Origin of the sequence: Streptomyces sp. NPDC059909 (assembly GCF_042730885.1) — a bacterium.
Lineage (GTDB): Bacteria > Actinomycetota > Actinomycetes > Streptomycetales > Streptomycetaceae > Streptomyces.
The window spans coordinates 20,173-40,344 of record NZ_JBHWKX010000067.1; the positions used below are offsets into that span (position 1 = coordinate 20,173).

The following is a 20,172-nucleotide window of genomic DNA, read 5'->3' on the forward strand; positions in this document are numbered from 1 at the left end:
AACTATGATCGCCGACCAGGTTCGGGGAACAGACGTCCGGGGGAACGATGATCAGAACGGTATTCCAAAGCGACCTCCTGCCACCGGCGGAGCGGCTGGACAGCTTCAATGACTTTCACGTCAACAGCTGCCACCCGATGCGAGTGACAAGCGCGGACCCGGAAGGATTCCGCGCCACGGTACGGGCCTTGGATCTTGGGACGATGGACGTCGCTGAGCTGACGTGCTCGCCGTCCGATATGCAGCGCACTCCGAAGCTGATCCGGCAGGCCGACCCGGAGCTGTGCGCGGTGGTGTTTGCGCCGAGTGGGAAACTGGCGGTGATGCAGGGCGACCGCGAGGCGGCGCTGGGACGGCAGGACTTCGCGCTGTGCGACAGCTCGCGGCCGCTCAGCCTGCGGATCGCAGGCGGTGAGACCGTCACTCTGGTGCGGGCCCATGTGCCCCGTGCGATGCTGCCGTTGGCTGCTGGACAGACCGACCGGCTGCTGGCGACGCGGTTGTCGGGACAGGAGGGGTTGGGGGCTCTGCTCACCCAGTTCCTCAGTACCGTGGCCACCGGCTCCGCCTCGTACCGGCCTGTCGACGCCGCCCGGCTGAGTACGGTGGCCCTGGACCTGCTGACCGCGACGCTCGCCCATCACCTCGACGCCGACGCCCAGGTGCCGGACGAGTCCCGCCGGCGCACCCTGCTCCTTCGGATCGAGGCGTTCATCGAGGAGCACTTGGATGACCCCCAGCTTTCGCCTCAGGTCATCGCTACCGCCCACCACATCTCCGCCAGTTACCTGCACCGCCTCTTCCAGACCCGCGAGACCACGGTCGCGGCACTGATCCGCCGGAAGCGCCTGGAGCACGTACGCCGTGACCTGACCGATCCGCGGCTGCGGGACGTGCCGGTCCACCGGATCGCGAACCGCTGGGGCTTCAAGGGGCACCCCGCGTTCACGCGCGCCTTCCGTGCCGCGTACGGCCTTCCGCCCAGGGACTACCGTCACCAGGCCCTCGGCCTTTCGGAGTAGGGGCGCCCGTCCGCCTGCGCCGAGCGACGCAGGCGGACGGGTACGGTCCCGGCGGAACCCCCGCGTCCGCCGGGACCGCTAGGTCACGATGTCGCCGTACGTCTCGAACGTGACCTTCCCGCCGGGGTCGCCGTCATCGGTCTGCATGGCGGCGAAGCTGGGCGTACCCGTCAGGGCACACGAGTGCCGCGGCCGTGGCCCCGAGTATCCCTCGAGCACGCATGAATCGCATGAATCAACTCCGATGTCTGTCGTCTCTTGCGCCGCGGGTGCCCGGACCGGCACGGCAGCGCTTTCCTTCCCCAGCAGCATTTCGGATCCTCGGGGCACAGTCCTTACCACTCTGTCCACAGGGCTTGCCCAGGCCTCTACATGTAGTGGCCACGACGCGGCCACTACCCAGGACGACTCCTGCTCGCCAACGCTTGTCGGGTCTGCGGTACGGGACGACGATGGGCCCCGCGAGGGAAAGTCACGGTCCGGGAGGCCGAGTTGACCGACGTGTGGGTGGCTCTGGAGGCCGGGGGCGACCCGGTGGAGCGCGGTGGCGAGCTGCGCCGGGCGTACGAGCGGTTCGCCACGGCGGGCCGGGTGGAGCGGACCGTACGGCCCGTGGTGGCCGAGTCCTGGCGGCGCTGCGCACGCGCGCACGTCACCACCGAGGGCGCGGCGAGCGTGGAGCTCGGCGACGACGAGCTCGGGGTGTACCGGGACGGTCATCCGCTGTCGCGCGTGATGCCGGTCATCCGGGAGCTCATGGGGGTGTACGCGGTCGACGGCGAGCACCTCGTCGCGGTGTGCGACGCGCAGGCGCGGCTGCTGTGGGTCGAGGGCCACCCGGAGGCGCGCCGGCGCGCCCGGCGGATGAACTTCGTGGAGGGCGCCCGCTGGGCCGAGTCCGAGGCCGGGACGAACGCGCCGGGGACGGCGATCGCGGTGGACCGTCCGGTCCAGGTGTTCGCCGCCGAGCATTTCCGGCGGCCGGTGCACGAGTGGACGTGTGCGGCGGCTCCCGTTCACGACCCGCACAGCGGGCGGCTGTTGGGCGCGGTGGACATCACCGGCGGCGACCGGCTTGCGCACCCGCACAGCCTGGCGTTCGTGGGGGCGGTGGCGCGGGCCGCCGAGTCGCAGCTGGCGCTCCTCGCGCCGCGGCCCACGGAGGGTGCCGTGCAGCTGACGGCCCTCGGCCGGGACGAGGCGCTGTTGCTCGCGGAGGGCCGCAAGATCCGGCTGAGCCGCCGCCACAGCGAGATCCTCGTCGTCCTCGCACGCCACCCTGAGGGGCTCAGCGGCGACGAGCTGCTGCTGGAGCTGTACGAGGACGAGCACGTCACCCCCGTCACGCTGCGCGCGGAACTGTCCCGGCTGCGCGGCCTGCTGGGGCCGCGGCTGCTGCTGTCGCGGCCGTACCGGCTGGCCGTGCCCGTGGACGCGGACTTCGACGCCGTGTCCCGCCGGCTCGCCTCGGGCGCGGTCGCGGGGGCGCTCAGCGGGTATGCCGGACCGTTGCTCCCGGGCTCGTGCGCTCCCGGTGTCGTGGAGCTGCGGCGCCGCCTCGTCGACCAGCTGCGTGCGGCGCTCATCGCGCGCGGCGATCCGGGGCTGCTGGCGGACTGGGCGTACAGCCCGTGGGGCGAGGACGACCTCCCGGTGTGGCAGGCGCTCGCCTCCGTGCTGCCGAAGGGGCGGGGTGCGGCTGCGGAGGCCAGGGCGCGGGCGCTGGACGGGGAGTACGCGGCCGCAACCTGGTTGCAACGTCCGGCTCCCTAGGTTCGCCGTCAAACGCCGTCCAACGGCGGACGGCGAGGACCTCGGGAGGCCTCATGACTCGTTTCGCAGCGCCTGGCACGGACGGCGCGATCGTCACGTACGCGTCCCGTTACGACCACTGGATCGGCGGCGAATACGTGCCGCCCGCCCGTGGCCAGTACTTCGAGAACCCCAGCCCCGTCAACGGGCAGCCGTTCACGGAGATCGCCCGCGGCACCGCCGAGGACGTCGAGCGCGCCCTGGACGCCGCCCATGCCGCGGCGCCGGCCTGGGGCCGAACGGCCCCCGAGGCCCGGGCGAACATCCTGCTGCGGATCGCCGACCGGATGGAGGCGCATCTGGAGGAGCTCGCGGTCGCGGAGAGCTGGGAGAACGGCAAGCCGGTACGGGAGACCCTGGCCGCGGACATCCCGCTGGCCATCGACCACTTCCGCTACTTCGCGGGTGTGCTGCGCGCACAGGAGGGGTCGCTCAGCGAGCTCGACGACAACACGGTCGCGTACCACTTCCACGAGCCGCTGGGTGTCGTGGCGCAGATCATCCCGTGGAACTTCCCGATCCTGATGGCGGTCTGGAAGCTGGCGCCCGCGCTGGCCGCGGGCAACGCGGTCGTGCTGAAGCCCGCCGAGCAGACCCCGGCATCCGTCCACTTCTGGATGAGCCTGGTCGCCGATCTGCTGCCGCCGGGCGTGGTGAACATCGTCAACGGCTTCGGTGTCGAGGCGGGCAAGCCGCTCGCGTCCAGCCCGCGCGTGGCGAAGGTCGCGTTCACGGGCGAGACCACGACGGGCCGGCTGATCATGCAGTACGCCTCCGAGAACATCAAGCCGGTGACGCTGGAACTGGGCGGCAAGTCGCCGAACATCTTCTTCGACGACATCTGGGCCGCGGACGACGAGCTGCGCGACAAGGCCCTGGAGGGCTTCACCATGTTCGCCCTCAACCAGGGCGAGGTGTGCACCTGCCCCTCGCGTGCGCTGATCCAGCGCGGGCACTACAGCGAGTTCCTGGACGCCGGCATCGCCCGCACCGAGGCGATCGTGCCCGGGCATCCGCTGGACACGGACACGATGATCGGCGCGCAGGCCTCCAACGACCAGCTCCAGAAGATCCTGTCCTACCTGGACATCGGACAGCAGGAGGGCGCGAAGATCCTGACGGGTGGTCAGCGCATCGAGTACGACGGCGAGCTGGCGGGCGGCTACTACGTGCAGCCCACGATCTTCGAGGGCGACAACCGCATGCGGATCTTCCAGGAGGAGATCTTCGGTCCTGTCGTCGCGGTGACGTCGTTCTCGGACTTCGACGACGCGATCAAGACGGCCAACGACACTCTGTACGGCTTGGGCGCGGGCGTGTGGACCCGGGACATCAACCAGGCGTACCGCGCCGGCCGGGCGATCCAGGCGGGCCGGGTCTGGACGAACTGCTATCACGCGTATCCGGCACACGCGGCGTTCGGGGGCTACAAGCAGTCCGGTATCGGCCGCGAGACGCACAAGATGATGCTCGACCACTACCAGCAGACGAAGAATCTCCTGGTGTCGTACTCGCCGAAGAAGCTCGGCTTCTTCTAGACGCACGGAAAAAGGCGCCTGACCTGGGTTTTCACCCGTCAGGCGCCTTTCGCTCAGCCCGCTCTCGGCCGAGCCCGGCTTGCGCGCTAACTCCCAGTTCCTCCCACGGCTGTACCCCTCCTGACCAGTGCTTCCGGACCAGTCACGGACCAAACCCCCGGTTCAGCCCTCGGGTGCTTCACCTTGGCTGACGCGCTGTCACTCGTTCATGGACTGCTCGATGAGGCGGTTCGCCTGCTCTCGAAGGCCGTCAAGGAACTTGGCGTAGTGGCGGAAGAGAACCTCGATGCTCTGGCCGGCGCGGCGGGCGCACTCGGCCGGGTCCACTCCGGAGTAGAGCCAGAACGAGATCCCGGCGTGCCGGAGATCGTAAGGCCGCTTGGCCAGGCGAGAAGTCCGCTCAGTACGAGTCAGGGCTTGTTCCCGGGCCCGCGCCCACGTGATGCCGTAGGCGGCAGCGTCCACGTAGTTGCCAGCCTGGTTCCGGAAGAGTCGGCCGTCGGGTGCCACGTCGGCCCGGTCTCCGGCGCACACTTCAACCCGGTCGTTACCCTGGCCGAGTGGTGGACGGCGCGACGCGGGGGCGCCGGGGTCACCCTGCGCGAGGCCGCGGTGTACGTGCCCGCGCAGATCGTCGGCGCGATCGCGGGCGCCATCCTGGCGGACGCGATGTTCGGCAAGCCGCTGGTGGAGTGGTCCACGCACGCCCGGTCGGCGGGGCACCTGCTGCTCGGTGAGGTCGTCGCCACGGCCGGCCTGATCCTCCTGATCTTCGGCCTGGCCCGCACCGACCAGCTGCGCTTCGCACCGGTGGCCGTCGCCTCGTACATCGGTGCTGCTACTGGTTCACCTCCTCGACGTCCTTTGCCAACCCGGCGGTGTCCATCGGCCGCGCCTTCACCGACACCTTCGCGGGCATCGCGCCCGGCTCGCTCCTGGGTTTCATCGGCATGCAACTCGTCGGCGGCGTGGTCGGGCTGGCGCTGGTGGCCCTCATCTTCATGCCCGGACGATCCGCCGAGTGACCAACAGAACGCAGGTCGTGGTGATCGGCGGCGGCAGTCCGGGCTCGCCGCTGGCTACCACCTGCGCCGCCTCGGCCTCGGCTTCGTCATCCTCGACGCCCAGACCGAGCCCGGCGGGGCCTGGCAGCACGCCTGGGACTCGCTGCGTCTGTTCTCCCCGGCCGCGTACCCCTCGCCGCCTGGCCGCCTCATGCCGACGCAGTCCGGCGAGACCTACCCCGACGCGGAGCACGTGGTGGAGTACCTCGCCGAATACGAGAAGCGCTACGACTTCCCCGTTGAGCGGCCGGTACGAGTCCTGGGCGTCCACCGGGACGGTGTACTCCTGCGGGTGGAGACCGACTCCGGCGCCTGGCACGCCCGCGCCGTGATCAGCGCGACCGGCTCCTGGTGGCGACCTTTCCTCCCTGCTGTCCCTGGCCAAGCGGTCTTCGAAGGCCGCCAGCTGCACACGGTGGAGTACCGCAGTCCCGCCGACTTCGCAGGCCAACGCGTGGTCGTAGTGGGCGGGGGCAACTCCGGCGCCCAGATCGCCGCCGACCTCGCCTACGACACGGAACTGACCTGGGTGACCCAGCGTCCACCGCGCTTCCTCGCCGACGACATCGACGGGCGTGCGCTGTTCGACGCGGCCACCGCCCGCCGCCGTGCCCTGGACGAGGAGCGTATCGACACGGGCGGCGTTGCCTCGCTCGGGGACATCGTCGCCGTACCGCCTGTACGCCAGGCCCGAGACCACGGCCGGCTCAAGGCGAGCCCCATGTTCTCGCGCCTCGTCCCCGGCGGCGTCGAATGGGCCGACGGCACCCGCGCCGAGGCCGACGTAATTATCTGGTGCACGGGCTTCCGGCCCGCCCTGGCCCACCTTGCCCCGCTCCAACTCCGCAGCCGACGCGGCCACATCGCCGCCATCGGCACCCAGGCGGTGGACGAGCCGCGTCTGCACCTGCTCGGCTACGGCAACTGGACCGGCCCCGCCTCCGCCACCCTCATCGGCGTCGGGCGCCCCGCTCGCAAGGCGGCCAGCGAGATCAGCGCGCTTGTCTCAAACGGGGTGCGGTAACTGCGGGTTGGCGCCTTCCCCCGTCAAGGCCCCTCGTCGGCCAGGGTGAGCTGGCGGCGGTGGAAGTCGAAGTGCTGGGTCGGGTAGCGGTAGAGGTCGGCGATGGTCATGACCTCGCGGAAGAACGGGTCCCAGCGGGTGGGGTAGTGCATCGCGAGCGCGAGGTCGGCCGACTGTTCGGTGTCGAGACGCCGGTGCAGGGAGGCGATCACGCGGTCGAACACGATCCCCATGCGGCGGCGCCCGACGACCCTCGCCCCGCCGAGCGGACCCAGGTAGTTGACGACGTCGAAGGGCCTGGTCCCAGCGTTGAGGATTCCGGCGAAGGCCCGGCTGACGCCACGCGGCAGTCGCCCGAACATCCGCAGCAAGAGCAGCAGCGGTCGGATCAGGATGTAGCCGAAGAGCATGTGGAACAGTAGCTGTTCATTGGTCCACCGGGTGCCGTCGGTGGGCCGGCGCAGGTCGTCCTCGGTGGCCTTGTCGAGGAGCCGGTGGAACGTCGTCCGGGCCCGCTCCAGCTCGTCGTGGATCGCCTGACGATCCACCGACGCATTGCTCATCGGATTCACCCGCTTCCCGCGGTCCGTCCAGTCGGCTCAGCCCAGGCTGCCGAGCATCTGCCCCATCGCGGCGACCACCGACGGCTCCACCCGGTAGTACACCCAGGTGCCACGCCGCTCGGAAGTGAGCAGCCCGGCCTCCTTCAGCTTCTTCAGGTGATGGGAGACGGTCGGCTGCGAGACGCCGACGTCGGAGATATCGCACACGCACGCCTCGCCACCCTCATGGGAAGCGACCAGCGACAACAGCCTCAACCGCACCGGGTCGCCGAGCGCCTTGAACATCCGGGCGGTCTTCTCCGCCTCCTCCGCGGTCAGCGGACGCTCGGTGAGCGGCGGGCAGCACGGCACCACGGCCTCGGAGACCTCGGGCTCCAGCAGCGGCAGCACCTTCGTATTCGACATGCATCTATGTTGACATGCATCGAACCAGCATGCCCGAGGGGCAGCTTGCCCCAGCCGGGGGACCGTACGGCGACACGATCACCCGCCCACCGAATTCGATGCATGTCTATGTTGACGCTTGTCGATACAGGTGCCATGCTGGCCGCACGAGCCATCGACAAATGTCGAAGCAAAGGGGAACATCGTGGCCGCGTCCACTAATAGCGTGCCCACCAGCGACCAGCTGCCCGCCGTGGTCATCGGAGCCGGGCCCATCGGCCTGGCCGCCGCCGCCCATCTCGTCGAGCGCGGCATCGAACCCCTGGTCCTGGAGGCCGGTCCCGCTGCCGGCAGCGCCGTACGCGACTGGTCCCACGTCCGACTGTTCTCGCCTTGGGGCGAGGTCGTCGACCCGGCCGCCGAGAAGCTCCTCGCCCCGACCGGCTGGGTCCGCCCTGACGCCTCCGCCTACCCGACCGGCGGCGACTGGGCCGAGCGCTACCTTCAGCCGCTCGCCGACGTCCTCGGCGACAAGGTCCGCTACGACACCACGGTGACCGGCGTCGCCCGCGCCGGACGTGACCGCATCGTCGACGCCGGCCGCGACGAGCAGCCCTTCACCGTGCACGTCCAGTCCGCCGATGGCCACGAGGAGCGGATCACCGCCCGCGCCGTTATCGACGCCTCCGGCACCTGGTCCGTCCCGAGCCCGATGGGCGCGGACGGCCTGCCCGCCCTCGGCGAGAAGTCGGCCGCCGGCCGCATCTCCTACCGCGTCCCCGACCTGAAGGACCCGGCCGTACGTGCCCGTTACGCGGGCAAGCGCACCACTGTCGTCGGCTCAGGTGCATCCGCCTTCACCGCCCTCGCGCTCCTCGCCGACCTCGCGAAGGAGGAGGACGGCACGCACGCGGTGTGGATCCTGCGCCGTGGCATCGGCGCGAACACCTACGGCGGCGGCGAGGCCGACCAGCTCCGCCCGCGGTGCCCTCGGTCTGCGGGCGAAGGCGGCCGTCGAGGCCAACCATGCGAGTGCGGTCACCGGCTTCCGTACGCAGGCTGTGGAGCGGGAGGGCGACCGGCTGGTCCTCATCGCAGAGGACGGCCGCCGCCTGGACCCGGTCGACGAGGTCATCGTCCTGACCGGCTTCCGCCCCGACCTGGCCTTCCTCTCCGAACTCCGCCTCGGCCTCGACGAGCGCCTCCAGGCGCCCACCGCGCTGGCCCCGCTGATCGACCCCAACGTCCACTCCTGCGGCACGGTCTACCCTCACGGCGTGGGCGAGCTCTCCCATCCCGAACAGGGCGTCTACCTGGTCGGCATGAAGTCCTACGGCCGCGCCCCGACGTTCCTCGCGATGACCGGGTACGAGCAGGTCCGCTCCATCACCGCCGCCATCGCCGGCGACCAGGAAGCCGCCGAGCGCGTCGAACTCACCCTCCCGGAGACCGGCGTCTGCGGCGGTGCGGGGCTGTTCGACGAGCCCGAGGCAGCCCAGAGCAGCGACGGCGGTGGCTGCTGCGCGGCTCCGGCCACTCTGCAGATCGGTATCGGCGCACCCGCCGCGTCCGGCGGCTGCTGAACTCCCCGCCCACCCAAGGAGGTTCGCCATGACGTCCCGCGTACAGCTCGCCTTCTGCATTCCCGACCTCGCCGAGTCCGTCGCCTTCTACGCGAAGCTCTTCGGCACCGAGCCCGCCAACCTCCGCGACGGTTACGCCAACTTCGCCATCGCCGAGCCCTCGCTCAAGCTCGTCCTCATCGAAGGCACCGCAGGCGAGGCGACCCGCATGGACCACCTCGGCGTCGAGGTCGACACGACCGAAGCGGTCCACGCCGCCACCACCCGCCTGGGCGAGGCGGGTCTGGCCACCGACGTGGAGAACGACACCACCTGCTGCTACGCCCTCCAGGACAAGGTCTGGGTCCACGGCCCCGGCCAGGAACCCTGGGAGGTGTACGTCGTCAAGGCCGACGCCGACTCCCTGGCCAAGCAACAGGGCAGCACCTGCTGCGCCGGCACGGTCGAGGCCGACACCGGCTCGAAAGAACCGGCCGTCGCGGGCGGCTGCTGCTGATCCACCGATGACCGACCTCGACACCAGCGGGGCCGTGACCGGGACGGGAGACCGGTCACGGCCCCGCGCCGCGCTGCCCGCCCTGTGCGCCACCCAGATCACCAGCTGGGGCCGGCGCTTGTCGACGGGGAACTCGCCGGACGCAAGGCGGTGGAGCAGGACCCGGTGGAAGGTCACGGACGTCTCGGCTTGGACGAAGCTGCGGTGGGCATCGACCAGGCGAGCCTGAGGCTCGTCGAGCAGGCCGCGGACACGGTGCTCCCACAGCTGGTCGACGCTGCGTCGCACGGCGGCCTCGATGCGGCGATCAAGTCCCGTCAGCGGAGGTGCTCACGCCCCGACTGTACGGCGGGCCGGTGGCATCGGGCATCGGGCGTCGACGCGGATGCGCGGACCGCTCGGGCGTAGGCTTCGCTCAGCGCAGACGCGGCGGGGGGCGGAGCACATGACGGCTGAGACAGCACAGAGGTGGGGGTCGACCCTCGATTCGGTCGTGGTGTACGCGCAGGGCGCGGTCTGCCGCCGCCTGGCCCGTGGCAGCGTGCCGCCGGACGGCCGGGTGAGGGTGACGGGACTGCCCCGCTCGCTGGACCCCGGCTCACTGCGGGCCCGTATCCTTCGCACCCCCGGGGTGCGCGTCACCGAGGCCCGGGTGGAGGTCGAAGCCGAGCCCCTCGGCTCCGGCACGCCCGACGACTTGCGACGCGAGGTCTCGCAGCTGCGCGACGAGTACGCGGCGGCGCAGGGACGCCGGGACCGGCAGCTGAGCCGGATCGAGGAGGTCAGAGCTCTGCGCCCGGTCCCGCCGGCCCGCAGGCGCGAGGACCCGCACCGCCGCACCCCGGTCGACGCGTGGCTGATGCTCGCCGACTTCGTCGACGAGCGGCTGACAGGACTGCACACGCGTCTCGTCGAGCTCGAGGAGGCGCTGCGCCGCGTCGAGCACGAGCTCACCGTCGCCGCGGACAGGCTCGCCCGCGCCTCCACCGACGCACCGTCAGCGCACGTGGAGACCACGGTCTGCGCGGTCCTGACCCTCGACGGCACGGGTGACGCGGAGGTGGAGCTGGAGTACGGGGTGCCGGGCGCCGTCTGGGTGCCGGCCTATCGCCTCACTCACCGTCAGGGCGACGGCAGCGGCCGTCTGGTGCTGCGCGCCTCGGTCGCCCAGCGGACCGGCGAGGACTGGACCGGCGTGAGCATCGCCCTGGCCACCGCCGATCTTCGGCGCCGCACCGACCTGCCGAGGCTCCGCTCGATCCGGATCGGACGCCGTCAGCCCGCCCCCGCGCCTGCTGGCTGGCGCGAGCCTCCGGTGGGGCTCGCCGACCTGTTCGCCGGATACGAGGCGGCGGGCCCCCGCCCTGCTACGACTGCAGCACCTGCGGCTGTCGGGGCCGGCTCCGCTCCCGTAGCTGCCGCGGGCGGTTCCGCGTCCGGTCCCGTTCTGCCACCGCTGCCTCCGCCGCCGCCGGCATCGCAGGGCTACGGCGGTCCGCCGGCCGCGGTCCCGGTGCCCGGCGGCGCATCCGGCCCCTCCCCCGAGGTCTTCGGCGGGGGGACGCCCGACCTCGCGCAGCCGGTCCGGTCGCGACCGGACGGCGGGCCGCGTACCGGCGGCAGGCCCTCCGCGGTCCCCGCCGCCATGGCACCTGTGGCTCCTGGCCGTGCTGCGCCGCCATCGCCTCCGGCACCGCGGCCGGCCGGCCCGCCGCAGCCGAGCGGCGCCGAACTCGACTACGCCGCCCTCGTCCTGTGCGGCGCCGACGAGCAGGGCGGTCGCAGAGGCCGGCTGTTTCCCCACTCGCCCTTCGACCCGGTGGCGGCCGAGTACCGCCGCCGCGCCGAAGCGGTGGCCGCGCTGCCGCTGCCCGGACACGCCGTGCGGCCCCGCGAGTCGGCGGATTCCTTCGACCACCGCTTCGATGCCGCCGCGCGCGCCGACATTCCGTCGGACGGCACCTGGCACACCGTCACCGTCGGCGAGATCCCGGTCGGGCTGCGCACCGAGTACGTGTGCGTGCCGTCCGTGGAGCAGACCGTGTACGCGACGTTGGTGCTCTCCAACGCCACCAACCAGGCGCTCCTCGCCGGCCCGGTGGAGGTCACCGTCGGCGACGACTTCCTGCTGACCGCCGCACTGCCCACCCTCGCCCCCGGCGGTGTCCGCCGGGTGGGGCTCGGGCCGGCCGAGGGCATCCGGGTCACCCGCCGTACGAACCTCCACGAGTCGACCGCGGGCCTGCGCAGCAACACCACCGTGCTCGACCACCGCGTCCACGTGGAGCTGGCCAACCGGCTCGCGAGGCCCGTCACGGTCGAGGTGCACGAGCGGGTTCCGGTCACCTCCGAACCTGAGGTCCGGATCGAGGAACGGGCCGACTGGGCGGCACCCGAGAACGGCGCGGGGCCCGAACACCATGCCCCGGGCACCCGCGTCTGGCGGGTGGACCTGCCCGCCGGCGGCACCGCCGCCCTCGACGGCGGCTACGAGATCCGCATCCCGGCCGGCAAGACCCTGGTCGGCGGCAACCGCAGGAGCTGACACACGCCATGTCCACGGCCCCGAAGCCGATCGCCCTCCCCGTCACCGCCGTCACCTGCCTGGAGGATCGCGCCCACATCGAGCGCGCCGTCGTGCTCGACCTGGAAGCCGGGGTGCAGCGGCTGCGTCTCGGGCCGGTCAGTGCGCTGGCCGTCGACCGTACGCTTCATGCCGAGCTGACCGCCGATCACCCGGCGACCGTGCTCGACGTGCGGATCGTCCGCAGCTGGACGCCGCGCGGGCCGCTGCCGCCCGCCGACGACGACTCGGCCCTGCGCCGCCGTGTGCACGCCCTCGAAGAGGAGCGACTCGTCCTGGGGCAGCAACGCGATCGGCTGCATGCCCGGCTTGACCTGCTCGGCCGTCTCGCCGCCGATCTGCTGCGGGAGATCGGCGAAGGAGCCGGCTCCGGGGAGACCGAAGGGCCCCGATGGGCCCGCGAAATGGACCGGGTGGACGACGAGCGCGACTCGTGCGGCGAGCAACTCCGCACGATCGAGGCCCGGCTGGCCGCACTCGCTGTCGAACTCGGGGAGACCCAGCGAGCCATGGATTTCTCCGAGGGGGAGCCCGTTGAGCTGGTCGGCCATATCGAGCTGACGGTGGAGGCCGCTGTCGCCGGGCCGGTCGGGTTGCGCCTGAGCCACCTCACCCCGTGTGCGCTGTGGCGGCCCGCCTACCGGGCCGTGCTCGACGGGGAGTCCCTGACGCTGGAGACCGACGCGATGGTCTGGCAGCGCACCGGCGAGGACTGGTCGGACGTACGGCTGACGTTGTCGACGGCACGGTCGGCGCCGGCCACCGATCCGCCGCGGCTGGGCGAGGATCGGCTGACGCTCAAGGACCGCTCGGCTGCGGAGCGCCGCACGGTCGACGTCGAGCTGCGCGAGGAGGAGATCGGGGATCTCGGCCCCACCCCCGTGCTGGGCCTGCCAGGGGTGGACGACGGCGGCGAGGCACGGGTGCTGAGCTCCCCCGCGCCGGTCTCCGTGCCCGGCGACGGCCGCGCTCACCGGGTGCCGCTCTCCGTCTTCACCACGGCCGCGAGCAGCGAGTACGCCTGCTCACCCGAGCTGTCCCCGCTGGTCACCCAGGTGGTGCGGTTCGGCAATCTGTCCGGCCACGCGCTGCTCGCCGGGCCTGTGGACCTGGTCCGCGGCAGCGGATTCACCGGCCGCGGCACGCTGGACTTCACCGCGCCCGGCGCTCCCGTCGAGCTCGCCTTCGGCAGCTGCGACGACTATCGCGTTGTCCGGTATGCCGAGGAGTCCCGCGACTCCGCCGGAATCACCCAGCGGACCGTGGTCACCCGCACGGTCCGGCTGCACCTGTCCCGGTTCTCTGCTCCCGGAGAGCACGGCGAACGGGTGGTCGTCCTCCGGGAGCGGATACCGGTCTCCGAGGTCTCGGCGGTGGAGACACGCCTGCGCAAGGAAGCCTGCTCCCCGGCGCCCGACGTGGTCGACGCCGAAGGCATCGCCAGCTGGGATGTCACCCTCCCGCCGGGCAGCCGCCGCACGCTCACCCTGGTCTACGAGCTGTCGGCGAGCGCCAAAGTCGCCGGGCTCTGAGCTCGGAAGGGGGCGCTGGACCGGGCCGTGCGCCGCTTCATGTCGCTTACCCGACTATGATCCACCGACCGAGATCACACGTGCGGCAGACCGGGGACACAGGAGGGGCACAGCCCGCGGTAGGTGACCTCGACCTCGGACACCGTGAAGCCGAACCGTGCCTCCGCCGGTAGGCCCGCCAGCGGATCGCCAGCCGGGTGAACGTCGCGGATGATGCCGCAGCCGGAGCACACCAGGTGCTGGTGCGGGTGGTGGGCGTTGGGGTCGTAGCGCTTGGCGCGGCCATGGGTGGAGATCTCGGTGACCTCGCCGAGGGAGACCAGTTCGCCGAAAGTGTTGTACACGGTTGCCCGGGAGATCTCGGGCAGCCGTCGTGCCGCGCGGACGTGCACCTCGTCGGCCGTGAGGTGCACGTGGTCGCCGTCGAGGACCTCCGCGACGACACGCCGCTGGGACGTCATCCGCCAACCGCGCCCTCTCAGTCGCTCCAGCAGGCCGCTCATATCGGTTCACCTGTTCAGGCTCGGTGGGATGACGGAAATTCACCGGTAGATGTCCGGCTGATGGGAAGCGGATGAGGTGACCTTCTGGACCTGGCCTCTGTCCATGAGGGCGGTGGGCCTGACGGGGCCGGCTTCACCCACGTTGTGGCGGGGGCACCGCTCCATTACGTGCCAGGCCAGCTTATAGGTTTCCGCTTCTGCTTCTCACGTCAGCGGGGTGAGCGTGATGATAAGAAAAAGCCGACGCCTCCTCTCATATGGCTCAGAGGCCGGGAGAGTCGTCAACCATTGAGCCAGAGTCAGGCCCCAAACGACTTTGGGCTTTTGAGTTCTTGTTGCCAGGGATGCTCTGCGTGTTCTCGTAGCGGTGCGGTCTGCGGTGCGCGACCATACGGACGCCGACACAGGCACAATCATCGGCATCATGCGCGAGGAAAGGTTCTCGTCGGCCGCTGGCCCCACGCTGCCTGCCGCGGGCCTGGCAGGCGTTCAGCCGGCGGGCGCCATGGCGGGCTGCGAGCGCGAGTAGCAGTGCTCGACACCAGAAAAGCAAACAACGTCAAGAGCAGGCAACCAGCAGAGGGAAACACCGAGACAGGAAGAAGGACGGACGTGCCCGGCAGCGAAAGCGAGAACCCAGCAATCCCCTCCCCGGCCCCCACGCCGACTCGCCCCAAGACAGTCCGGGACTGGTGGCCGAATCAGCTGGACCTTCAGGTTCTCCACCAGCACTCGCCTCAGTCCAATCCGATGGGTGAGGACTTCAACTACGCAGAAGAGTTCTCGACCCTCGACCTCGACGCGCTGAAGCAGGACGTCTTCGAGGTGATGACGGCGTCGCAGGACTGGTGGCCTGCCGACTACGGCCACTACGGGCCGCTCTTCATCCGGATGAGTTGGCATGCCGCGGGAACGTACCGTATCGCCGATGGCCGGGGCGGTGGCGGCTCCGGCGCTCAGCGCTTTGCCCCCCTCAACAGCTGGCCGGACAATGTGAGCCTCGACAAGGCGCGCCGTTTGCTCTGGCCGGTCAAGCAGAAGTACGGCCGGAAAATCTCCTGGGCCGACCTTCTGGTCTTCGCCGGCAACTGTGCCATGGAATCTATGGGGTTCAAGACGTTCGGGTTCGGCTTCGGGCGAGAGGACATCTGGGAACCCGAGGAAATCTTCTGGGGGCCCGAGGACACATGGCTCGGAGATGAGCGCTACAGCGGCGACAGGAATCTCACCGGTCCTTTCGGCGCCGTGCAGATGGGACTGATCTACGTCAATCCGGAGGGGCCCAACGGCAACCCGGATCCGATGGCTGCCGCCAGGGACATTCGCGAGACGTTCGGGCGCATGGCGATGAATGATGAGGAGACGGTTGCGCTCATCATCGGCGGCCACACGTTCGGCAAGTGTCACGGTGCGGTCGATGCCGAGTACATCGGCCCGGAGCCCGAGGCCAGCCCCATCGAGCAGCAGGGCCTCGGCTGGAGGAACACTTACGGCAGCGGCAAAGGGGCAGACGCGCTCACCAGTGGGCTTGAGGGCGCATGGACCGCCGAGCCGACGAAGTGGGACAACGGGTACCTGGACAACCTGTTCAGGTACGACTGGGAGCTGACGACGAGCCCCGCCGGCGCGAAGCAGTGGACTCCCACGGATCCCTCGGCCAAGGGCACCGTGCCTGATGCTCACGATCCGTCGAAGAGGCACGCTCCCATGATGCTGACGACGGACCTGTCGCTGAAGATGGACCCAATCTACGGGCCGATCGCGAGGAGCTTCCACGAGAACCCGGACAAGCTCGCGGTCGCGTTCGCCAAGGCGTGGTACAAGCTGCTGCACCGCGACATGGGACCCCTTTCGCGTTACCTCGGCCCGTGGATTCCCGAGCCGCAGCTGTGGCAGGACCCCGTCCCCAAGGTCGATCACGATCTCGTCACGGACGAGGACATTGCCGCCCTCAAGGGCAGGATCCTCGCCTCGGGACTGTCCGTCTCCCAGCTGGTCACCACCGCTTGGGCGTCGGCGGCGAGCTTCCGCGGCACCGACAAGCGTGGCGGGGCCAACGGGGCACGGATTCGGCTCGCGCCGCAAAGGGACTGGGAGGTCAACGACCTGCCCGAGGTGGCTGAGGTGCTGCAGACCCTTGAGCAGATCCAGCAGGACTTCAACCGCTCACAGGCCGGCGGAACGAAGGTTTCACTCGCTGACCTGATCGTCCTGGGCGGGTGCGCGGCCGTCGAGCAAGCCGCGAAGAACGCCGGGCACGACATCACAGTCCCGTTCGCACCGGGGCGCACGGACGCCTCGCAGGAGCAGACGGACGTGGAGTCGTTCGGCGTGCTCGAACCCAGGGCGGATGGCTTCCGCAACTACCTCCCGGCGGGAGAGAAGCTCTCGCCGGAGACTCTCCTCCTGGACCGCGCCAACCTGTTGACACTGACCGCTCCCGAGATGACGGTTCTGATCGGCGGCATGCGGGCCCTGAACACCGGCTTCGCGCGATCCCCACACGGCCTCTTCACTCACCGGCCGGAGACATTGACCCACGACTTCTTCGTCAACCTGCTCGACATGGGCACGGAGTGGAAGGCGTCGACTTCGGACGAGAACGTGTTCGAAGGTCGGGATGGCGCCACGGGCGAGGTCAAGTGGACCGCCACCGCCGTCGACCTCATCTTCGGTTCGCACTCCCAGCTACGCGCCGTCTCGGAGGTCTACGCGTCCGCGGACGCGGGAGAGAAGTTCGCGCGTGACTTCGTGGCAGCGTGGGACAAGGTGATGAACCTCGATCGGTTCGACCTCCGCTGACCCCGGGTTCCTGGTCGCCCCCTCATCGGCCGACCGGGACATCCTCGGGATCCGGGCAGCGCAGTGATGAGGGGTCCATGAGGGCTCCTCCCGCGACCACTTGGGCAACCACGCCGCAACCGAAGAGGGTCACGTTGATCGTCGGCATCTCGCCGGTGATCGCTCAATCGCTTCTTCCAAGACATACAACAGGGTCGCCCGGCATGGAAGTTGGCGGCCCTCCTCCGGCCAGAACGGCCGGCGCCCCGATGGCGGCCCGCCCGAGGCGGACACGGCGCCGCGAGTGGCGGCTGAGCAGGATGTAGCCGCCCTCCGAATCGCCACCGACCCACCTTGTCAACGCGGAGCTACCGGATCGGTGAGACGAAGCTGTGCCGACAGGTGGTATTGCAGCGGCTGACCGACCGCCGCGAGGTCGTGGACGAAGTCGAGCGTGTCCGCGTCCCTCAGGGAGTACCGGCGGCGGGTGGCGCTGACCTCCTTCGCCGTGGGAGCGAGAGCCACCTGATGGGTAGTGAGATCAAGCGTACCGTCGTCCACACGGCCGACCAGGATCTCCGCGATGCCAGTGGGCTGGGTGATCAATGCCTCCACGCGCCCCTCGGGCTGCAATCGCCACCAGCCGCTCTCCCGAGCCGCGGGCCGCAGCGGGGTGTCGTCCGCGTCGAGGAGCCAGGCGCGCGCTTCGTAGAAGAAGAAGGGCCGCCCGTCGTGGCTGAAGGTGACCTCCTGCGCGTACGCGAATTCCTGGGCAAGTGTCGGGTACCCGCCGCGCCCCCGGCCGGTCCAGGTGCCCAGGAATCCGATCAGCGGCGCGAGCAGTGCGTGCGGCACAGGGGCTTCGTCCGGTCGAAGAGCATCGGGAAACGGGTGCTTCTGGACGGGGTCGATCATTATGTGCGCGCTCCTGGGTCGAGGCCGGTGCCGCTGCCTGGCAGCAGCCTAAGGCGTCGATCCGCCGGCAGCGGGCAGCGAAGCGTGTTGCCGACGGCTACTGCCGGATACGAAGCGCCTCCGTAGAGATCCCGGACGATGGCCTCTGGGCGATGGCTGACAGAATGTCCCGCGAACTCACCGGAGAATCCGCACCAACCTGGCGAATCGAAACAGAAATCTCACCAACCGGCTCGGGCGTCGGACAGATCGCAGACCATGATCAGGTCGCATGCCGCGGGTGCGGGCGACCAGCAGCGCGACGGCGCCGCCGGGGCGGACTGGGAGCAGTGCGTCGAACACGGCCGCGCAGGTCCTCCGGGCCCACAACGCCGTTTCGGGTGGCAGCTCGGCTCAGAACCCTCCGAAGCGTCGCGAAACCGGCATCGGCTCCCTTTCCTCGGCGTTGGATCAGGCCGTGGCCGCAGAGCACCAGTTGGCTGCCCTCGGGCACCTCCCACTCCGCAGTGGTGAAGGAGCCGCTGCCCAGGCCGAGGGGCGGCCCGGCGGGCACGTCGGGGAAGTCCACCCGGCCATCGGGGCTTATTACGGCGGGCGGCCGATGCCCGGCCCGGGACACCGCGCAGTGCCGGGAGACCGGGTCGTAGATCGCATAGAGACACGTCGCTCCCCTGAAAGAGCCCTCCCATTCGTCAGGGCCCCGGCCCCACCGGGTCGCGAGATCATCGAGGCGGCCCAGGATTTCGTCGGGCGGCAGGCCGGCCGAGGAGAGGTTGCGGACTGCGCCGCGCAGCCGGCCGATCCAGGCGCGGACACGCGGGCCGTAGCCCACAACACTGCCCACGGCCATGGCCACGCGATTCTCGGGCAGCGCAATGAGCTCGACCCAGTCGCCCGATGTCTCCGTTCGTGCAGGCCGATAGCGGACTGCCACGTCGACAGCGTGCTGGGCGATCGGGCTCCGGGAGGCGTGGGCCATCTCGAGGGATGACGTTTGTGCCGTGTCCGCGGACGTAGTCGCGTTCATGTTCCGCTCCTTGTGAGTTTGTGGGATCGGATCGAATCCGTGAACCCGACGCTAGGCGTGCAGGGCACGAATGCCACTGGGCGCGGAACACCACCTCTCAGTTGGGGTTTGTACCAACGAGCCAATCGGCCCTCACCAGCACTGAAGCCGTCAGCGGAACACGCCTCGGCGCGTCCGGCACGAGAGCCCCTTGGTTCTCGGTGAAGTCGTCGTCTCAGCGCTCAACGGCCCGCAACACAGCAGGCGTTCCCGGCCGGGAAACCCCGGCCGGGAACGCCTGACCTGGTTTTAGTAGCCGCCGCCACCCCAACCGTCGCCGTCGCCGCCGTCGCCGCCGCCGTCGCCGCCGTGGCCGTGGCTGTGGCTGTGGCTGTGAGCCGAGTAGGCGACTTCGTGGCTCTGCGCCGACGCCGACGCCGCGCCGACCCCAATACCCGTGAAGGCGAGGACGACTGCGGCAGAGGTGACGGCAGCCAGGCGGCCAATGCGGGACACATATGCACTCATGACGTTTTCCTTTCAGAACTGAATTGACTAGCGGATACGGAGGCGACATTTCTTGTCCCTAACGCATTCAGCCACGCGTCCATTGCTTCCGCGAGTACGGGTGTTCACGTAGCCGGTGCCACAGATCCGTGGGCACATCCTCCGTGCTGTCCGCCACGCTACGGACGGACGTGAGGCAATCCATCGGACGCAGAACACGAGAAAGCCGGCACCGTTCGTATCCGGGACCCAACATTGCTCACCGAAGGCAGCACAGTGCGTTGCCCGGAACAATGATGAAGATCGGAGCTCCGCCGAGTCGGGCCGCACGGATCGACTTCAGCGCGGCCAGATTGCGGGCGGTGCCTTTGCGGCGGCGGTTGACCACAGCCGGTCGTCGCCGGCGGAGCAGCAATACCGGTCCGGGAAGCATTCCAGCACCTGGATCACCTCCCGCAGCATATGAGGTGAAGAGAGCAGGTCAAACAGGTTTCGTCACCCGTGGCCCCAAGCGCTGACAGCGCGAGGACATGGCTGGAATGCGATTATTGGAGCAAGAGGGTGATCGCTCGATCATCGCGAGTGAACGGCAGGTGGGCGCCCAGGGCGGCGTCGTTCAGAGGATCTGTCCGACTTGATGCTGGTTCAGGTGGCGGACATGGCTGCGGAGTTCGCGGGGCCGGAACGGAGGCAGGCACGGCCTCCGGGTGATCCTGAGATGTCGAGTCCCTGATCACCACAACGGAAGACCGTGCCTGCCCGTTCATCATCGCCCATCCCCGCCGGCCTGAGCCAACTCGCCGTTGTCCGGCCCGCCGAGCCCGAGGACCACCCGGGCCTGCTGGTCTGCCTCGCAGC

Annotated in this window: 15 protein-coding genes and 4 pseudogenes; 10 read left to right on the top strand and 9 right to left on the bottom strand. The window is 70.0% G+C overall.

Going from position 1 to position 20,172, the window contains the following annotated elements; translation table 11 throughout:
- Positions 1–47: 47 nt before the first annotated feature.
- Positions 48–1,022 carry a helix-turn-helix domain-containing protein gene (locus ACFV9O_RS31840; protein ID WP_385423939.1) on the top strand — a complete coding sequence of 325 codons (975 nt, stop codon included), beginning with the start codon at positions 48–50 and terminating at the stop codon, positions 1,020–1,022.
- Positions 1,023–1,100: 78 nt separating this feature from the next.
- On the opposite strand, the gene ACFV9O_RS31845 is transcribed toward ACFV9O_RS31840, so the two are convergent.
- On the bottom strand, positions 1,101–1,241 hold the full coding sequence (locus ACFV9O_RS31845) for a hypothetical protein (protein WP_385423941.1): 141 nt from the start codon (positions 1,239–1,241) through the stop codon (positions 1,101–1,103).
- A gap of 273 nt (positions 1,242–1,514) precedes the next feature.
- On the opposite strand from ACFV9O_RS31845, the gene ACFV9O_RS31850 reads away from it, so the two are divergent.
- Positions 1,515–2,795 carry a GAF domain-containing protein gene (locus ACFV9O_RS31850; RefSeq protein ID WP_385423943.1) on the top strand — a complete coding sequence of 427 codons (1,281 nt, stop codon included), beginning with the start codon at positions 1,515–1,517 and terminating at the stop codon, positions 2,793–2,795.
- A 53-nt stretch (positions 2,796–2,848) separates the two neighbouring features.
- Positions 2,849–4,372, top strand: a complete 1,524-nt coding sequence (locus tag ACFV9O_RS31855) for an aldehyde dehydrogenase family protein (protein ID WP_385423945.1) — start codon at positions 2,849–2,851, stop codon at positions 4,370–4,372.
- Between the two features lie 198 nt (positions 4,373–4,570).
- Here the strand turns inward: ACFV9O_RS31855 and ACFV9O_RS31860 are convergent, their stop codons facing one another.
- The gene (locus ACFV9O_RS31860) at positions 4,571–4,882 is read right to left on the bottom strand and encodes a hypothetical protein (protein ID WP_385423969.1); all 312 of its coding nucleotides are present in this window, start codon (positions 4,880–4,882) and stop codon (positions 4,571–4,573) included.
- On the opposite strand from ACFV9O_RS31860, the pseudogene ACFV9O_RS31865 reads away from it, so the two are divergent.
- Positions 4,883–5,397, top strand: a pseudogene (locus ACFV9O_RS31865) (aquaporin); the annotation flags it as partial.
- Positions 5,394–6,460, top strand: a pseudogene (locus ACFV9O_RS31870) (ArsO family NAD(P)H-dependent flavin-containing monooxygenase). The pseudogenes ACFV9O_RS31865 and ACFV9O_RS31870, both read left to right, overlap by 4 nt.
- A 23-nt stretch (positions 6,461–6,483) precedes the next feature.
- Here ACFV9O_RS31870 and ACFV9O_RS31875 read toward each other — a convergent pair.
- Both ACFV9O_RS31875 and ACFV9O_RS31880 read right to left on the bottom strand, forming a co-directional pair.
- A complete protein-coding gene (locus ACFV9O_RS31875) occupies positions 6,484–7,023 on the bottom strand; it encodes a DinB family protein (protein ID WP_385423947.1) in 540 nt (179 codons plus the stop codon).
- A gap of 36 nt (positions 7,024–7,059) precedes the next feature.
- Positions 7,060–7,428, bottom strand: a complete 369-nt coding sequence (locus ACFV9O_RS31880; protein WP_385423949.1) for an ArsR/SmtB family transcription factor — start codon at positions 7,426–7,428, stop codon at positions 7,060–7,062.
- 184 nt (positions 7,429–7,612) lie between these two features.
- Between ACFV9O_RS31880 and ACFV9O_RS31885 the strand changes: the two are divergent.
- The 4 genes and pseudogenes from ACFV9O_RS31885 (at position 7,613) to ACFV9O_RS31900 (ending at position 13,602) form a co-directional block, all read left to right on the top strand.
- A pseudogene (locus tag ACFV9O_RS31885) lies at positions 7,613–8,990 on the top strand (NAD(P)-binding domain-containing protein).
- A gap of 28 nt (positions 8,991–9,018) precedes the next feature.
- Complete coding sequence (locus ACFV9O_RS31890) at positions 9,019–9,486, top strand: ArsI/CadI family heavy metal resistance metalloenzyme (protein ID WP_385423951.1); 468 nt, start codon at positions 9,019–9,021, stop codon at positions 9,484–9,486.
- Between the two features lie 445 nt (positions 9,487–9,931).
- Positions 9,932–12,031, top strand: coding sequence for a DUF4139 domain-containing protein (locus ACFV9O_RS31895; RefSeq protein WP_385423953.1), 2,100 nt, complete (start codon positions 9,932–9,934; stop codon positions 12,029–12,031).
- An 8-nt stretch (positions 12,032–12,039) separates the two neighbouring features.
- Positions 12,040–13,602 carry a DUF4139 domain-containing protein gene (locus tag ACFV9O_RS31900; protein WP_385423955.1) on the top strand — a complete coding sequence of 521 codons (1,563 nt, stop codon included), beginning with the start codon at positions 12,040–12,042 and terminating at the stop codon, positions 13,600–13,602.
- A gap of 74 nt (positions 13,603–13,676) precedes the next feature.
- Here ACFV9O_RS31900 and ACFV9O_RS31905 read toward each other — a convergent pair whose 3' ends face one another.
- Entirely contained in the window at positions 13,677–14,105 is a 429-nt protein-coding gene (locus ACFV9O_RS31905; RefSeq protein ID WP_385423957.1) for a Fur family transcriptional regulator, read from the bottom strand.
- A 612-nt stretch (positions 14,106–14,717) separates the two neighbouring features.
- Here ACFV9O_RS31905 and katG point away from each other — a divergent pair.
- Entirely contained in the window at positions 14,718–16,907 is a 2,190-nt protein-coding gene (gene katG, locus ACFV9O_RS31910; RefSeq protein ID WP_385423967.1) for a catalase/peroxidase HPI, read from the top strand.
- Between the two features lie 336 nt (positions 16,908–17,243).
- Here katG and ACFV9O_RS31915 read toward each other — a convergent pair whose 3' ends face one another.
- The 4 genes and pseudogenes from ACFV9O_RS31915 to ACFV9O_RS31930 form a co-directional block, all read right to left on the bottom strand.
- The gene (locus ACFV9O_RS31915) at positions 17,244–17,801 is read right to left on the bottom strand and encodes an FABP family protein (protein ID WP_385423959.1); all 558 of its coding nucleotides are present in this window, start codon (positions 17,799–17,801) and stop codon (positions 17,244–17,246) included.
- A 262-nt stretch (positions 17,802–18,063) separates the two neighbouring features.
- Positions 18,064–18,828: a PP2C family protein-serine/threonine phosphatase gene (locus tag ACFV9O_RS31920; protein ID WP_385423961.1), complete on the bottom strand. Its 765-nt coding sequence runs from the start codon at positions 18,826–18,828 to the stop codon at positions 18,064–18,066.
- Positions 18,829–19,116: 288 nt separating this feature from the next.
- On the bottom strand, positions 19,117–19,335 hold the full coding sequence (locus tag ACFV9O_RS31925; RefSeq protein ID WP_385423963.1) for a hypothetical protein: 219 nt from the start codon (positions 19,333–19,335) through the stop codon (positions 19,117–19,119).
- A 268-nt stretch (positions 19,336–19,603) separates the two neighbouring features.
- A pseudogene (locus tag ACFV9O_RS31930) lies at positions 19,604–19,728 on the bottom strand (IS630 family transposase); the annotation flags it as partial.
- Positions 19,729–20,172: the final 444 nt, after the last annotated feature.

Excerpts from the sequence above, each read along its gene's own strand:
- ACFV9O_RS31920 (WP_385423961.1), bottom strand. The coding sequence starts at position 18,828 with ATGAACGCGACTACGTCCGCGGACACGGCACAAACGTCATCCCTCGAG.
- ACFV9O_RS31880 (WP_385423949.1), bottom strand. The coding sequence starts at position 7,428 with ATGTCGAATACGAAGGTGCTGCCGCTGCTGGAGCCCGAGGTCTCCGAG.
- ACFV9O_RS31840 (WP_385423939.1), top strand. The coding sequence starts at position 48 with ATGATCAGAACGGTATTCCAAAGCGACCTCCTGCCACCGGCGGAGCGG.
- ACFV9O_RS31895 (WP_385423953.1), top strand. The coding sequence starts at position 9,932 with ATGACGGCTGAGACAGCACAGAGGTGGGGGTCGACCCTCGATTCGGTC.
- ACFV9O_RS31925 (WP_385423963.1), bottom strand. The coding sequence starts at position 19,335 with ATGAGTGCATATGTGTCCCGCATTGGCCGCCTGGCTGCCGTCACCTCT.
- ACFV9O_RS31905 (WP_385423957.1), bottom strand. The coding sequence starts at position 14,105 with ATGAGCGGCCTGCTGGAGCGACTGAGAGGGCGCGGTTGGCGGATGACG.
- ACFV9O_RS31890 (WP_385423951.1), top strand. The coding sequence starts at position 9,019 with ATGACGTCCCGCGTACAGCTCGCCTTCTGCATTCCCGACCTCGCCGAG.
- ACFV9O_RS31875 (WP_385423947.1), bottom strand. The coding sequence starts at position 7,023 with ATGAGCAATGCGTCGGTGGATCGTCAGGCGATCCACGACGAGCTGGAG.
- ACFV9O_RS31915 (WP_385423959.1), bottom strand. The coding sequence starts at position 17,801 with ATGATCGACCCCGTCCAGAAGCACCCGTTTCCCGATGCTCTTCGACCG.
- ACFV9O_RS31900 (WP_385423955.1), top strand. The coding sequence starts at position 12,040 with ATGTCCACGGCCCCGAAGCCGATCGCCCTCCCCGTCACCGCCGTCACC.
- ACFV9O_RS31855 (WP_385423945.1), top strand. The coding sequence starts at position 2,849 with ATGACTCGTTTCGCAGCGCCTGGCACGGACGGCGCGATCGTCACGTAC.